Here is a 14,032-nt window from a genome sequence, read left to right as displayed (position 1 = left end):
GGAAAGCAGCGTGACGCCTTATCGCATACTTGTTGTCGACGACTCCGTCTTTATGCGTAAAATTATTAGTGATCTAATCTCTGAAGAGTCTCTGTTTCAAGTTGTTGGCACGGCGAGGAATGGCAAAGAAGCAATTGAACAAACCAAGCTTCTTAAGCCCGACGCGGTGACTATGGACATAGAGATGCCGGAAATGAACGGGCTCGAAGCTTTGAGGCTGATCATGCAGGAGCACCCAACCCCAGTGATCATGCTTAGCAGCTTGACGCAAGAGGGAGCTTCTGAAACCATTCGCGCTCTGGAATTAGGGGCAGTTGATTTTATCCGTAAGCCTTCCGGATCCATTTCCCTGGATTTACATAAGGTGAAGCTATTGCTTCATGAGAAGCTTAGAATTGCCGTCAAGACAAGAATGAGAGCAACGAAGCCACCAGATTCAGCATTTTTGTCCAGTCCGCGCAAAGCGCCGAGCTTTGCACTAAAGACACCGGGAGAGGTGCAAGCTGCTGTCGAAGGCAGTGCGCATTTCAGCCATTTGGTAGCGATAGGGACATCCACAGGAGGGCCAAGGGCACTGCATCAGATTATTTCGAATATCCCTGCTGGTTTTCCAGCCCCTATTCTGATTGTCCAGCATATGCCGCCAAACTTTACCAAGTCACTGGCTAAGCGGTTAAATGATGTTTCCCGGATCAAGGTAGTGGAGGCAGAGGAAGGGGATATTCTGAAAACCGCTACAGCCTATGTGGCTCCAGGCGGTCTTCATATGACAGCTTACCGGGATGCATCCAGAACATACCGAATTCACTTGTCCAAGGATGAGCTTCGTTCGGGACATCGTCCTTCTGTAGATGTTATGTTTGAATCGCTGCTGCCCTTTCAAGAATTAAAAAGGCATATTGTGCTTATGACGGGGATGGGCAGTGATGGTGCCAAAGCCATGCTTGCTCTGCGTGAGGCTGGAGCCGCAAGCACGATAGCGGAATCAGAGGAAACTTGTATTGTTTACGGAATGCCGAGAGCTGCAGTCGAGCTCAAGGCCGCCATGCATATTGTTGCCCAACATGAGATTGTTTCCAAGCTAATAAAAGCAGTGAATGCATGAGTCCGTTGCTTCAAAACAGAATACATAACGATCCATAAATGGAGGTGTGGTTGTGGAATTGAATCAATATCTTTCAATGTTTATCGATGAATCGAAAGAGCATTTACAGGCCATGAATGAGAATTTGCTTATGCTGGAAAACAATCCGAATGATATCGGGATTGTCCAAAGTATTTTTCGCTCAGCGCATACGCTGAAGGGAATGTCGGCAACGATGGGGTTTGAGGACTTGGCTTCTTTGACCCATGAGATGGAGAATGTACTTGATTTGGTGCGGAATAACAAGTTGGAGATGAATTCTTCGATTATCGATTGTATTTTCAAAAGCTTGGATTCTCTGGAAATTATGGTTGAGGACATTATTCAGGGAGGCACCGGCCAAGCTGACGTCAATCAAATCGTAGCTTCGCTAAAGGCGATCGTCTCTGGTGATTATGGCCATACGGAAAAGAACGCCGCCAAAGCGGCTCCTAAGAAAGAGGCCACAAAAGCAGTTGATGTTGATCAATACCAATTATCGATTCTTGAGCAATCCATTGAATCAGGTTTTCTTGTCTTTTATATAGAAGTTTCAGTGCGTGAGGATTGTGTGCTGAAAGCTGCAAGAGCGTATATGGTGTTTGATGTCTTGGAACGGATGGGCGAGGTTGTCAAATCAACGCCTTCAGTACAGGATATTGAGCAAGAGAAGTTTGACCGCTCTTTTTCCGTTTTTCATATTTCCAAAGTGGATCAAGCGACGCTGCAAAAAGAGATTTTGAGTGTTTCAGAGATTGAGTCAGCTGTCATTATTACAGTGGATAAGGATTCCCTGGAAGAGATGGCCGCAGGTGTGAGTGCTGAAGCTGAGGTTGAAGCCGCAGCTAATGAGGCAGCGGCAGCTTTGGCAGAAGCTGCTGATTTGAAGCAAGAGACTTCAGTAAGAGCAGCCGAGCCGGCTCCAACGAAGCAGGGTACTGCAACAGCGTCTGGAGCTCCGGTAGCCAATCGGACTATTCGTGTAGATATAGAGCGGTTGGATGCACTGATGAATCTGTTTAGTGAGCTGCTCATAGATCGCGTCCGATTAGAGCAGTTAGCTAGTGAAGTGAAACGTAATGATCTTACAGAAACTGTCGAGCATATGTCCAGAGTGAGCAGCGATTTGCAAAATATTGTGTTAAAGCTGCGCATGGTGCCTGTTGACTCCGTATTCAACCGTTTTCCACGGATGATTCGAGACTTGGCTAAATCATTAGACAAAAAAGTAGATTTAATCATTACAGGGGCAGAGACAGAGCTGGATCGTACGGTTATCGATGAAATTGGCGACCCGCTTGTACATTTATTACGCAATGCGATAGATCATGGCATCGAGCCGATCCAGGACCGCCTTACTGTAGGCAAGAGCGAGACGGGAACGATACATCTGCGTGCTTTTCACAGTGGAAATCATGTATTTATTGAAATCGAGGAAGATGGAAGAGGAATTAACCGCGATAAAATACTGAACACTGCTCTTAAGAACGGACTCGTTACGCAGGAGCAAGCTAACAAGCTAAGTGATAGTGAAGTGTATCAGTTACTTTTTGAGTCAGGATTTAGCACCGCCGATAAAATTTCTGATATTTCCGGACGTGGTGTCGGACTGGATGTAGTTAAGACGAAAATCCATACGCTTGGCGGCCATGTTCAGGTGGATTCCAAGCTTGGAGTGGGAAGTAAGTTTTCTGTTCAGCTGCCTCTAACCTTATCGATTATTTCGGCTATGCTGGTAAGCCTAGGAAGCGAGAAGTATGCGATACCTTTGTCCTCTATCGTTGAAACTTCGTCTATCAAGAGAGAACAGATTCGAACGATCCATGGAAATCAAATGATTGAATACCGCAGCACAGTCATCCCGCTAGTTTCTCTTAGCAGCCTGTTCGAAGTTCCTGACTACAACGAACTGGATGAAAATGAAATTGAAATCGTCGTCGTCCGTAAAGGCGAAAAGCAAATTGCTTTGATGGTTGATGAGTTTATCGGACAGCAGGAAATTGTTTTAAAAACATTAGGCAAATATTTGAATGGATTATTTGCAATCTCCGGAGCGACGATATTAGGGGATGGGCAAGTTGCTCTCATTATTGATACGAATGCATTGATTAAGTAATCATTCCAAACTAGGAGGCTTTCACAATGGGAGAAGAAAAGAAAGTAATTGTATTTGCTCTTGGTAGCGAAGAGTATGGAGTAGAAGTAGAGAAAGTAAGAACGATTGAGAGAATGCAGCCCTTGACCCGCGTTCCCAAAACGCCAGCCTTTATCCAGGGGGTCATCAATCTGCGTGGAATTGTTATTCCGATAATTGATCTTCGGTCCAGATTTGGACTCGAACGTGCGGAATATAACGAGAACACTAGAATTATTATTGTTTCTGCCGGCGACTATGAAGTGGGTCTGATTGTAGATGCTGCTAATGATGTTATTGATATAGACACTGACAACATTGATTTACCGCCAGAAATCGTTGGTGGAATAAAAGCAAAATATTTAGAGGGTATCGCCAGAGTAGGAGACAATCGTCTGTTAGTCCTTCTTAATTTGGAGCAAGTGCTTAATAAAAGTGAAATTCAGCAGCTTGAAGGAATCGAGGGCTAGAGAAGGTGGATGTATTTAAAGATATAGCCGATTTTCAAATGGATGTGCTTAAGGAAGTAGGGAATATTGGTGCAGGTCATGCTGCGACTGCTTTATCCACTCTGCTGAATAAGCCCATCGATATGCTTGTTCCGAGGGTCAGAATGCTTCCATTTGAAGAAATATGCGAAAGCGTAGGCGGGGCGGAGACGGTCGTCATGGCTATTTTCCTTCGAGTGGACGGTGATGCTCCAGGCAACCTGTTTTTTATTCTTAATCTGGAATCGGCCCGGAAGATGCTGCTGCACCTTGTTGGCATACCAGAGCTGGATGGGGAAGAATATACGGAGATGGAAATATCGGCATTAAATGAGATCGGCAACATTCTTGCGGGCTCGTACCTTTCCTCACTCGCAGACTTCACGCATTTACGGATGTCGCCAACCGTACCATCACTTGCAATTGATATGGCAGGAGCTATTTTAAGCTATGGGTTGCTGCAGTTTGGCCATATGGGTGATCAGGCTCTGCTCATTGATACTAAATTTCTGGAGGGAGAAAATGAGGTGCAAGGGCATTTTTTCCTTATCCCTGACCCGGAATCCTTTAGCAAGATATTTATTGCGCTGGGAGTAGAAAGCCCATGATCCAGGACAAGACCATCAAGGTAGGCATGGCGGATCTTAACACAGCACATGTTACAGGTGTGCTAAAAACAACAGGGCTTGGTTCTTGTGTAGGTGTCACTTTATACGATTCCCGTGCAAAGGTTGCTGGTATGGCTCATGTAATGCTGCCTTCCTCAGCCATTGCCCGGGAAGGGGCGATGAACATAGCGAAGTATGCGGATACGGCAATTCCTAGTATGATAGCCAAGATGGAGCTGCTCGGTGCTGTTCTTTCAAGATTGGAAGCCAAGCTGGCTGGAGGCGCTCAAATGTTTGCTTTTGCCGGGAATAATGATACGATGAGAATTGGACCGAGAAATGTAGAATCTTGTAAGGAAATGCTCAAAAAATACTCAATTCCAGTAAAAGCTGAAGATACGGGCGCTAATTACGGACGTACGATCGAATTTGATTGCGAGACTGGTATATTACTAGTTCGCAGCGTTCAGCTAGGATCTAAGGAACTATGACTATGGTAGGAACTCTAAAAATTAATTGGATAGCCGCGTCTCTAGCAGGTTTGATTACTTTCTCGCTTTCTATCGGTAACAATGTGTTTTTAACTACTTGCTTGCGAAGCTTATACAGCTTTATTATATTATTTATTTTAACGTTTGGGTTTCGTTTCTTGCTTGGAATTTTAACAACAGCCAATGGTTTGAATCTAAATGAAGAGCATTTAAATGAAGCCGAATCGCATCTCGGATCCCAACTGGATCTTGCTACTCCCGATGATGATGATGCTACCAGACAAATGCTTAAGAAAAATCTAGATAGTCCGGGACAGTCTTCTGGTGCAGAAGACATGCCCTTTTCACCGCTAAATCCACCGAAGCTCGTTACGAAGAATAACCTGGACCCTGAACAACTGGCTGGAGCGCTCAGACGCATGTCAGAAGACTAAGGAAGGTGAAACTTAAGTCATGATCGAAAAAAAGCCATCCCATTTAGCCAACATTGAACTCTGGAAGCAATGGAAGGAAGAAAGGTGGGTCCCGGCTAAGCAAGCACTCATAGAAAACTACCTGCCGCTTGTCGATTATGTCTCTGGCCGAATGGCCATTGGTCTCCCGAAAAGTGTATCGAAGGAAGATCTGGCCAGTTATGGAGCCATGGGACTCATCGATGCAGTCGATAAATTTGATTATGCACGTGGACTTCAATTTGAGACCTATGCCTCTTGGCGTATTCGGGGTGCCATCATCGATGGGCTCAGGCAGGGAGATTGGGTTCCAAGGTCTGTCCGGGAGAAAGCCAAGAAACTGGAAGAAGCTTATCAGAAGCTGGAGCAATTGTATTTGCGCTCGGTTACTGATGAGGAAATAAGTGCTTATCTGCAAATCAGCGAGCGGGAATTTCAGCAAATGCTTCAAGATATTTCGATTACTACTATTTGTTCCATAGATGATCCTATTCGCGAGGAAGACTCCGAGACCCGGCTTTCTCTGCTAGTGGATGATAAGGCCAAAAATCCGGAATACAAGGTTAATGAATTTTTCTTGCAGGAGTCATTGGCAAGAGCTATCGAGCGACTCACCGAAAAGGAAAGAACTGTAGTTTCTTTATTTTACTATGAAGATTTATCGTTAAGTGAAATCGCGGAAGTTATGAATCTATCCCCCTCTCGAATTTCGCAGCTGCACTCTAAAGCTATTCTAAGATTAAAAGGTTCCTTGAGTAGATTCAAAGTGCAGCTTTTCCAAGATACATAAACACTAGAGACTGGAAAGGTGGTATGTCCATGAATGAGCGGAGCATGCCTTTGGATTTTTACATCACGATCTCCCTGTCAGACGATAAATTAACGGCGTTTTTATTCATCAATAATACGGACGAGAGCTTCAAGGTGACTATGGCTCAGCTTGAAGACCTGCTTGCAGCCCATTATATTTCTTATGGCATTGATCACGTGCAATTGGCAAATATAGCTGCTAATCCTAAACCCTTTTCGTTCCAGAAGGTGGTTATCGCCAAAGGGGATAAGCCAAAAGAAGGACAAAATGGAACGATTAAATATATATATGATCTGGACCATGCTGAGAAGAAACCGCTTGAGCTCGAAGATGGCAAAGTCGACTACAAGCAGGTGATTTCCCTGCATAATGTACGAAAAGGCCAGCTTATCGGTCAAAGATTTCCAGCCACTGAAGGCAAGCCGGGAAGAGCGGTCACCGGTGAGCTGCTCTTTGCCAAAGCTGGTAAGGAAGCCCGCTTCAAGATTGGTAAAAATGTGGTGACTGACGCTGAGCAGATGGCTCTTTATTCGGCTCTTGACGGCATGGTCGTGAAGACTGACCGCGACAAGGTCAATGTATTTCCGATTTACGAAATCAATGGTGATGTGGATTATAATATCGGCAACATTGATTTTATTGGAACGGTGGTTGTACGCGGCAGTATCCTTCCAGGCTTTAAGATTCGTGCAGCGGGAGATATTCGGATCACTGGTGGTGTAGAGGCTGCTGAATTGGAAGCAGACGGCTCTATCGAAATTAACGCAGGCATAGTCGGGCAGAACAAGGCGCGGATTAAAGCGGGGAAACATGTGAAAAGTTCTTTTATTCAGGATGCTACCGTTGAGGCTGCTGAAGATATTAACGTATCCCAGAGTATTATGCATTCCAACATTCGCGCAGGCCTTTCCGTCAATTGCAAAGGCCCTAAGGGACTTATAGTCGGGGGTATTGTTCAAGCAGGCGAAAGAGTTACGGCCAGGACGATAGGAAATTCTATGGCGACTACTACAGTAATCGAAGTGGGAGTGCTTCCCGAGCTCCGGAATGAAATGATTCAGCTGCGTAATCAACTCAAGGGTCATACGGAAAATCTGGATAAAAGCGACAAAGCTTTATCTCTTTTGGATCAGCTTGCAGCGGCAGGTCAGCTGACTCCTGATAAAGTCGCTATGAGAATCAAGCTGAATCATTCGCGTAAGCAAGTAAGTGAAGAACAAAATGCAATCCGGGATCGTATTCTTGAGATCGAAAAATCTTTGGAGGATTCGGATAAAGCCAAGGTTCAAGTCATTTCTACGATTTACGGGGGATCCAAAATTGTGATCGGCCGCTATACCAAGTTTATTAAAGACCCGACGACAAGGATGACGTTTTATTTGAACGACGGGGATATTTCCATGACGCCTTCTATTTAGCTCCTATGTAATCAGGATTATATTTCGGGAGGAGTTTTTCCTTATGAGCATGAAAGCGGTTGAATTGCAATTTGCACTGCATAAAAATGATACTGCGGGTATGATGCAAAATCAATTGTCGCATAAGCCTCAGGAGGATCAATCTATTCTTGCGAACGCGGCTGCATTGTCAACAGAAAAGCAGCGCCGGAGAAGCGGCAAAATCGATGAAAGTGCTTCTGCGGGAGTAAGCGACTCCGAGAAGGAGAAGCAGCAGAAGCAGGAGAGCAGCAATAGGAAGCGCACTGGCAGTAACGGGGAAAAGCCTGAGGGCCAGTCTGAACATCCATATAAGGGGCACCATATCGATTTATCGCTATGAGTTTGTTCCATATTAACCAGCTCTTGGTCTTACCGAGAAAAAAGGGAGTCGTTGTCTTTGTCAACTGTGAATTCTTGGATGTATATCGTGCTGCTTGGTTTGGTAGTGATCGTATATGCGCGCCTTTTACCCAAAAAAGAAGCAGCCGCTCCGAAGAACACGGTCGTTCAAGAAATTGAAGATACCATCGAGCATTTTGCGGCCGAAATGGATGAGCAGAATAAAACGATCCTGGATGTATTCGCCAGAACCAAGCAGGATTATGAAGCTGAATTAGCTAAGCTTGTGAGCAGGATGGAGCAGCTTGAGAAGCAAAAAGGCGATCTTTCGCATGAGCTAAATAAAATTCACATTTCAAAGGAAACAGCAGCGGCTGCGAATTTACAAAATTCGGAGCTTATTGAGCTGAATAGGGAGCCTGGCTTAAGCAAGGCGGCCATAGCCGCCACAGAATCCCTCGCTTCTACTTCTGTGCAAGAAACTGGGGAAGAAGTCTCTGGAGCTGCGAAATCACCGGTCTATTCGGGGCTCAGCATGAAGGCTAGATATGCGGATCTCTTCCAATTGTATGATCAAGGCAGAGGGGTAGAGGCTATCGCCAAGAAGCTGGGCATGAATAAAGGAGAAGTTAATCTGATTATACAGCTCTCCAGACAGGAGGAACGGCCCCATGCTTAGAAATAAAAGCTACTTGTACGGAATGGGAGTCGGACTTATTGTAGGGGCAACCTTGCTGCAGCTAATGGCTTATTCCATAAATGTCACTTCTCAGACAACAAAGCCCGCTGCTATCAGTGAGTGGGATCCGATCAGCTTGAAAGCCGAAGCTTCCAAGTCGTTTCAGGTTTTTGAAAAAGGCGAGAAGGTATATACGCAAGCTGAATTGGACAGAGAGCTGCAGAAGAAGCTTAAGGAAGAAAAGGACAAGCTGGCAGTTGGGAGTCCAGCTCCATCGTCTGCTGCCAAGAGCACCATTCTGTATATACAGCCTGATTTGGTAGCATCTAATGTGTCCGAGCTGCTGTACAAAGCTGGCATTGTCAAAGACCGTAGTGCTTTGGAAAAAGAGTTAGTGAAGCAAAATGCCACTCGCAAAATGCAGGTAGGTTTCCATAGATTTGAAGGCGAGCTAGATATCCAGCAAATTATTGATATTCTCACGAGTGACCAGTAAGCCATTTCGAAGGAAGTTAACTGATGCTGCTTTTGTTCAAGCATTCAAATGCATTGCGAGCAAATTGTTGCATCCCTATGCGAGTTATGGTATATTTATTCTCGGTGTTAAAATCACACGTCGTTCAATTCATATAAGGTTGCTTATTGTGATAAGTTCTATATGAAGGTGCGAACGCCGGAGGGTAACACAAAAAAACCAATATAGAGGAGGGATGGAGATGGCAGTTATCTCCATGAAGCAGCTTTTAGAAGCTGGGGTACATTTCGGACACCAGACACGTCGTTGGAATCCAAAAATGGACAAATACATCTTCACTGAAAGAAACGGCATTTACATCATTGATTTACAAAAAACAGTTAAAAAAGTGGATGAGGCTTACAACTTCGTGAAATCCGTATCCGCAGACAATGGAACGATTCTTTTTGTAGGAACTAAGAAGCAGGCGCAGGATTCCGTTGCGGAAGAAGCAGCGCGTTGCGGTATGTTCTTCATCAACCAACGTTGGTTGGGTGGTACATTAACGAACTTCCAAACGATTCAAAAACGTATCGAACGTTTGAAAACTCTTGAAAAATGGGGAGAAGACGGCACGTTCGAATTGCTTCCTAAGAAAGAAGTTATCATCCTTCGTAAAGAAAAAGACCGTTTAGAGAAATTCCTTGGTGGTATTAAAGGAATGAGAGGTCTTCCTAGCGCTTTATTCATCATCGATCCTCGTAAAGAGCGTATTGCAGTTGCAGAAGCTCGCAAGCTTGGTATTCCAATCGTTGGTATCGTAGATACTAACTGTGATCCGGATGAAATCGATTATGTTATTCCAGGTAATGATGATGCTATTCGTGCAGTTAAATTACTTACTGCTAAAATTGCTGATGCGGTTATCGAAGCTCACCAAGGTGAACAAACAACAGCTTAAGATATAAAGATGAACAAAAGGGCGGTTGGAAGGTGTAACAGCCTACACCGCCCTTTTTAACACAAAAAATACGAAGAATTAGTGGGAGGGTCTTTCGAATGGCAATAACTGCTGGAATGGTGAAAGAATTGCGCGAGAAAACAGGCGCAGGAATGTTGGATTGTAAAAAAGCATTAGAAGAAGCAAATGGTGATTTGACTAAAGCTGGTGAGCTTCTTCGTGAGAAGGGCCTGGCAGCAGCAGCAAACAAAGCTGGACGTATTGCTAGTGAAGGAGCTGTTGAATCCTACATTCACGCTGGCGGTAAAGTAGGCGTACTGGTAGAAATCAACTGCGAAACAGATTTCGTTGCGAAGACGGATCAATTCAGATCCTTTATCAGAGATATTGCTATGCATATTGCAGCAGCAAGCCCGATTTATGTTCGCCGGGAAGATGTTCCTCAGGAAGCTATCGATAAAGAGAAAGAAATTTTGCGTAATCAAGCTCTGAACGAAGGCAAGCCTGCGCAAATCGTCGACAAAATGGTAGAAGGACGTATTGGCAAGTTCTATGAAGAATTCTGCTTGTTGGAGCAGCAGTTCATCAAAGACCAAGACAAAACAATCTCCACTATACTTAATGAAAAAATCTCGCAAATTGGAGAAAATATCTCCATTCGCCGTTTCGTCCGTTTTGGACTTGGTGAAGGTCTTGAGAAAAAACAAGAAAATTTCGCAGAAGAAGTTATGTCCCAAGTGAAACTTTAATACTCGTCACAGAAGAATGGAACACTTGGTGTTCCTTCTTTTTTAAACTATCAGTAAAATAAAAAGTATAAAAATGCAGATTTGACTTTGATATTTCTAGGCAACGCGCTAGTCCTTTTAAGGACGACGTAGACGATACCTTTGAAATCTTTATCTTATTCGCCTTTTTGAAACGGAGGTTATTGCAACTTGGAGCGTCCTTTTTATAAACGAGTTATTTTAAAATTAAGCGGGGAAGCTTTATCCGGACAGCTTGGATATGGAATCGACTCCGAAGTCATCACCTCCATCGCCCATCAGGTTAAAGAGGTAGTTGACTTGAAAGTGGAAGTCGCAGTTGTAGTAGGCGGAGGCAACATATGGAGAGGTATCGCAGGAAGCGCCAAAGGGATTGATCGTGCTACTGCCGATTACATGGGCATGCTGGCAACTGTGATGAATGCCCTGGCCCTTCAAGATGCGCTGGAGACGATAGGGGTTCCCACACGGGTGCAATCCTCGATCAATATGCAGCAGGTGGCAGAGCCTTACATACGCCGCAGAGCAATGAGACACCTTGAAAAAGGAAGAGTCGTCATTTTTGCTGCAGGTACAGGCAATCCTTTTTTCTCAACGGATACTACGGCTGCGCTTAGAGCTGCAGAAATAGAAGCTGAAGTCATTTTGATGGCCAAGAATAAAGTGGACGGCGTTTATTCGGCTGATCCTTTCAAAGATTCTACGGCCAAGAAATACGATACCTTAACGTACATGGAAGTTCTAAGCAACAATTTAGGCGTCATGGACTCTACAGCCTCCTCCCTTTGTATGGATAATAACATCCCGTTAGTGGTGTTCTCGATCACGGAAAAAGGGAATATTAAACGAGTTGTCCTTGGCGAGAAAATTGGGACCACAGTTCAAGGGAGTGTATAAAATGCCACAAGCGATAAAAAAGAATGCTGAAGACAAGATGGATAAAGCAATAGCCGCTTTAAAAAGAGATTTGTCTTCCCTGCGCGCAGGCCGCGCAACACCGTCACTGCTCGATAAAATTCAGGTTGAGTATTATGGCGCAATGACGCCTGTTAATCAGCTTGCCAACCTCAGCACTCCGGATTCCCGGACTTTGCTTATCCAACCATGGGATAAAACATCTATGGGAACTATTGAGAAGGCGATTATGAAATCAGATTTGGGCTTAACTCCGTCTAATGACGGCACAATTATTCGTATTGTGATTCCGGCTTTGACGGAAGAGAGACGTTCAGATCTTGTGAAGATGACGAAAAAGTATGGCGAAGAAGCCAAAGTTGCGGTTCGTAACATCCGCCGCGACACGAATGATGAAATTAAGAAGCTGGAAAAAGCAGGAATTTCTGAGGACGAATCCCGTCGCCATCAAGAGGACATTCAGAAATTTACTGATAAATTTACTGCAGAAGTGGATAAGGTATTGGCCGCCAAAGAAAAAGAAATTATGGAAGTGTAAAGCTTTAGGCCAGTCCCCGGTCATATGCTGGGGACTTTTCATCTTTCCTTAGGTGGGGGAACAAGGATGCTCAAACCGTTTAAGAAATGGCTCAGGAGCTTAGGCAAGGATGCTGTTAAGGCATTTCCTACCATCGATCCGGAACATGTTCCAGCCCACGTGGCAATCATCATGGATGGTAATGGACGTTGGGCGAAGCAGCGCGGCTTACCTCGCGTAGCAGGGCATCATTCCGGTATGAAGAATGTTAAGAAAATCACGATCGCCGCTAATGATATCGGCGTAAAGGTACTAACGATGTACGCTTTTTCCACAGAAAACTGGAAAAGGCCCAAAGAAGAAGTGGAATTTTTGATGAAGCTGCCCTCGGAATTTTTTCCGCTTGAGATTGGGGAGCTTATTGAAAAGAACGTGCGCATTCGCATGACAGGCTGGAATGAAGGCTTGCCGGATTATACCCTCAGAGCCATTGAGGATGCCATTGAACGTACAAAAAATAATACTGGACTCATTCTAAATTTTGCTTTGAACTACGGAGGACGCAAGGAAATCCTTGACGGAGTGCAGAACATATACAAGGAAGTTCAGGAAGGCAAGTTTCGGATCGAGGATTTAGATGAGGAATCATTTTCGCGATATATGTTGACATCAGACCTGCCTGATCCCGATCTGTTGATTCGGACCAGTGGAGAGCTGAGGTTGAGTAATTTTTTACTTTGGCAGCTTGCTTATTCCGAACTATGGTTTACGGATGCTTATTGGCCTGAATTTACCGATGATTTATTCTACCAAGCCATTGTGGAGTATCAGCAAAGGGCCAGAAGATACGGTGGAATTTAATGTGAGCCCTAATTATCAATGCTTACCAAAGAAAAGCTGGCTTGGTATTTGCAAAGTTGGCTTTTCTGCGGGAAGCTCCATGTAGTCTTGGTAAGTTTGCGAATGTGGCTTTCACAAAAAAGCTTATGTTGAATTTGTTTTTTAATGAGAAGTCCTTAGGAGGAATCGAATGAAGCAGCGTATCGTTACTGGCCTCATTGCCGGCATCGCTTTTATTTCCTTTTTAGCTCTCGGCGGTTACTGGTATTCCGGGTTGATTTTGCTGCTGTCAATTATCGGGTACGATGAATACTTGAGAATGAACGGTTACAAGAAGTATAAACTCACTTCTCTAGTTGGGTTAATTGCTTTGGTGCTCCTGGTTATTCCTTGGGAAACTAAAGATTATTCATTGAATGTGGATGCAACAGCTATTATTTGGATCACGCTTTTTGTACTGCTTTCGATTACCGTTTTGTCTAAAAATGCGATAACAATCGATCAGGTCTCGGTGTTGTTTGCTGGAATTGTATACATAGGACTAGGCTTTCATTATATGATATCTACAAGAATTCCAGAGCATGGATTTTTCTGGACAATCCTTGTATTTGTTTGTATATGGTCAACAGATTCTGGCGCTTATTTTGTAGGTTCAAAGCTGGGTAAACACAAGCTGTGGCCGCAGATCAGTCCCAAAAAATCCGTTGAAGGATCCATTGGAGGCATAGTCATCTCTATTCTCGCAGCTCTGGCCTTTGCATGGGCTTCACCTGAGCTGCTTACTTATCTGGACGCTGTATTATTAGGAGTAGTTATCGCTGTAGTGGGACAATTGGGAGACTTGATCCAATCCGCTTATAAAAGAGTCAAAGGAATTAAAGACACGGGAGCGCTGCTTCCTGGACACGGTGGTGTCCTGGATCGGGTAGACAGCTGGCTCATCGTGTTTCCTTTCATTCATTGGCTGGGGCTTATTCCTTATTAATCGGGAAATGTGCAAATTGAGGTGAAAAT

17 protein-coding genes are annotated in these 14,032 nt (G+C 44.4%); all 17 read left to right on the top strand.

Annotated features, from left to right (window positions below; translation table 11 throughout):
• The first annotated feature begins 10 nt into the window (after positions 1–10).
• The 17 genes from J2Z66_RS14095 to J2Z66_RS14015 all read left to right on the top strand — a co-directional run bounded on the left by J2Z66_RS14095 (position 11) and on the right by J2Z66_RS14015 (position 14,003).
• Complete coding sequence (locus J2Z66_RS14095) at positions 11–1,105, top strand: protein-glutamate methylesterase/protein-glutamine glutaminase (RefSeq protein ID WP_209972073.1); 1,095 nt, start codon at positions 11–13, stop codon at positions 1,103–1,105.
• A gap of 52 nt (positions 1,106–1,157) precedes the next feature.
• Positions 1,158–3,239, top strand: coding sequence for a chemotaxis protein CheA (locus J2Z66_RS14090; protein ID WP_209972072.1), 2,082 nt, complete (start codon positions 1,158–1,160; stop codon positions 3,237–3,239).
• Positions 3,240–3,265: 26 nt separating this feature from the next.
• Entirely contained in the window at positions 3,266–3,727 is a 462-nt protein-coding gene (locus J2Z66_RS14085; RefSeq protein WP_209972071.1) for a chemotaxis protein CheW, read from the top strand.
• 38 nt (positions 3,728–3,765) lie between these two features.
• A complete protein-coding gene (locus J2Z66_RS14080) occupies positions 3,766–4,353 on the top strand; it encodes a chemotaxis protein CheC (RefSeq protein ID WP_245375545.1) in 588 nt (195 codons plus the stop codon).
• A complete protein-coding gene (locus J2Z66_RS14075) occupies positions 4,350–4,844 on the top strand; it encodes a chemotaxis protein CheD (RefSeq protein ID WP_209972069.1) in 495 nt (164 codons plus the stop codon). Before J2Z66_RS14080 ends, J2Z66_RS14075 begins: the two co-directional genes overlap by 4 nt.
• Positions 4,841–5,278: a hypothetical protein gene (locus tag J2Z66_RS14070; protein ID WP_209972068.1), complete on the top strand. Its 438-nt coding sequence runs from the start codon at positions 4,841–4,843 to the stop codon at positions 5,276–5,278. Before J2Z66_RS14075 ends, J2Z66_RS14070 begins: the two co-directional genes overlap by 4 nt.
• 19 nt (positions 5,279–5,297) lie before the next feature.
• Complete coding sequence (locus J2Z66_RS14065; protein WP_209972067.1) at positions 5,298–6,086, top strand: FliA/WhiG family RNA polymerase sigma factor; 789 nt, start codon at positions 5,298–5,300, stop codon at positions 6,084–6,086.
• A gap of 29 nt (positions 6,087–6,115) precedes the next feature.
• Complete coding sequence (locus J2Z66_RS14060; RefSeq protein ID WP_209972066.1) at positions 6,116–7,525, top strand: flagellar assembly protein A; 1,410 nt, start codon at positions 6,116–6,118, stop codon at positions 7,523–7,525.
• Between the two features lie 43 nt (positions 7,526–7,568).
• Positions 7,569–7,886 carry a hypothetical protein gene (locus J2Z66_RS14055; protein WP_209972065.1) on the top strand — a complete coding sequence of 106 codons (318 nt, stop codon included), beginning with the start codon at positions 7,569–7,571 and terminating at the stop codon, positions 7,884–7,886.
• Between the two features lie 66 nt (positions 7,887–7,952).
• Positions 7,953–8,564 carry a hypothetical protein gene (locus J2Z66_RS14050; RefSeq protein ID WP_446686401.1) on the top strand — a complete coding sequence of 204 codons (612 nt, stop codon included), beginning with the start codon at positions 7,953–7,955 and terminating at the stop codon, positions 8,562–8,564.
• A complete protein-coding gene (locus J2Z66_RS14045; RefSeq protein WP_209972063.1) occupies positions 8,557–9,060 on the top strand; it encodes a hypothetical protein in 504 nt (167 codons plus the stop codon). Before J2Z66_RS14050 ends, J2Z66_RS14045 begins: the two co-directional genes overlap by 8 nt.
• A gap of 220 nt (positions 9,061–9,280) precedes the next feature.
• The gene (gene rpsB, locus J2Z66_RS14040; protein WP_209972062.1) at positions 9,281–9,979 is read left to right on the top strand and encodes a 30S ribosomal protein S2; all 699 of its coding nucleotides are present in this window, start codon (positions 9,281–9,283) and stop codon (positions 9,977–9,979) included.
• 98 nt (positions 9,980–10,077) lie between these two features.
• The gene (gene tsf, locus J2Z66_RS14035) at positions 10,078–10,728 is read left to right on the top strand and encodes a translation elongation factor Ts (protein WP_209972061.1); all 651 of its coding nucleotides are present in this window, start codon (positions 10,078–10,080) and stop codon (positions 10,726–10,728) included.
• Positions 10,729–10,917: 189 nt separating this feature from the next.
• A complete protein-coding gene (gene pyrH, locus J2Z66_RS14030; protein ID WP_209972060.1) occupies positions 10,918–11,643 on the top strand; it encodes a UMP kinase in 726 nt (241 codons plus the stop codon).
• Position 11,644: 1 nt separating this feature from the next.
• Positions 11,645–12,199, top strand: a complete 555-nt coding sequence (gene frr, locus J2Z66_RS14025; protein WP_209972059.1) for a ribosome recycling factor — start codon at positions 11,645–11,647, stop codon at positions 12,197–12,199.
• 66 nt (positions 12,200–12,265) lie between these two features.
• Positions 12,266–13,039, top strand: coding sequence for an undecaprenyl pyrophosphate synthase (gene uppS / locus J2Z66_RS14020; protein WP_209972058.1), 774 nt, complete (start codon positions 12,266–12,268; stop codon positions 13,037–13,039).
• 169 nt (positions 13,040–13,208) lie between these two features.
• Entirely contained in the window at positions 13,209–14,003 is a 795-nt protein-coding gene (locus J2Z66_RS14015) for a phosphatidate cytidylyltransferase (RefSeq protein ID WP_209972057.1), read from the top strand.
• The last annotated feature ends 29 nt before the right edge of the window (positions 14,004–14,032 follow it).

Origin of the sequence: Paenibacillus eucommiae (assembly GCF_017874215.1) — a bacterium.
Lineage (GTDB): Bacteria > Bacillota > Bacilli > Paenibacillales > NBRC-103111 > Paenibacillus_AI > Paenibacillus_AI eucommiae.
Note: the sequence above shows the minus strand (reverse complement) of the source record. Positions and strands in the feature narration are given on the sequence as shown.